General features: G+C 59.6%; 1 protein-coding gene. It reads right to left on the bottom strand.

What is annotated here, in order from left to right; translation table 11 throughout:
* On the bottom strand, positions 1-674 hold a 674-nt coding region (locus HMPREF2891_RS09895; protein WP_315940653.1), incomplete at its 3' end, for a C40 family peptidase.
* Between the last annotated feature and the right edge of the window lie 52 nt (positions 675-726).

Raw genomic sequence — 726 nt, 5'->3', positions numbered from 1 at the left:
CCAAGGTCGGCGTAGACGCGCACGACTAGGCCCGAACAGTCCAACCCTGCGGCCGTGGTGCCTCCCCACACGTAAGGGGTGCCAAGATATTTTTGAGCACCAGCCACTACTGATGAGGCCGAAACACTACCTTGAGTGTATTTTCCGGCTAGTTTTTTGATTTTGGCTACGTAGTCCTGGGTTTCACCGTATGGGGGTATGCCCCTGTGTTGTTGTACGGCTCCAGGGCCTGCGTTGTAGGCGGCGAGGGCAAGATCAACCACGTTGCCAACGGCTTGCCCACTGGCCACGTAGGCTTTCACGGTCTCTACTAGCCCGCACATGAACCGGCCTTGACTAGCGATAGCGTCGATAGGATCGAACGGATCGGCCACGCCGTCCCCGTTTGCGTCTATCCCGTTAGAGGCCCACGTGCCAGGCATGAACTGGGCGATACCTTGCGCGCCTGCTGGGCTCACAGCGGTCGCGTCCCACCCGGATTCAGCCTCGATTTGTCCAGCAATGAGGCTGGGCGTGATTTCGGTGCAGATACTGCCCGCGTCCATCACGGCTTGGAGGTATTCAGGGGGCACTCCCTCCAGGCCCACTCCTGCTCCTTCAGCGTCGCCTCCAGCCATCATGAGGGGCAAGAGCATTAGAGGGCCTGCGAGGAAGGCGATTAGTGACTTTTTCACAGCCTGCGCCCTTGGCCTTGCTGCGCGCTTGCAGAATGATTGGGGTTCCTGG

The sequence above is a fragment of the Actinomyces sp. HMSC065F11 genome (assembly GCF_001813085.1).
GTDB classification, from domain to species: domain Bacteria; phylum Actinomycetota; class Actinomycetes; order Actinomycetales; family Actinomycetaceae; genus Gleimia; species Gleimia europaea.
The sequence above is the reverse complement of the archived record's forward strand: the minus strand, read 5'-3'. Positions and strand labels throughout refer to the sequence as shown.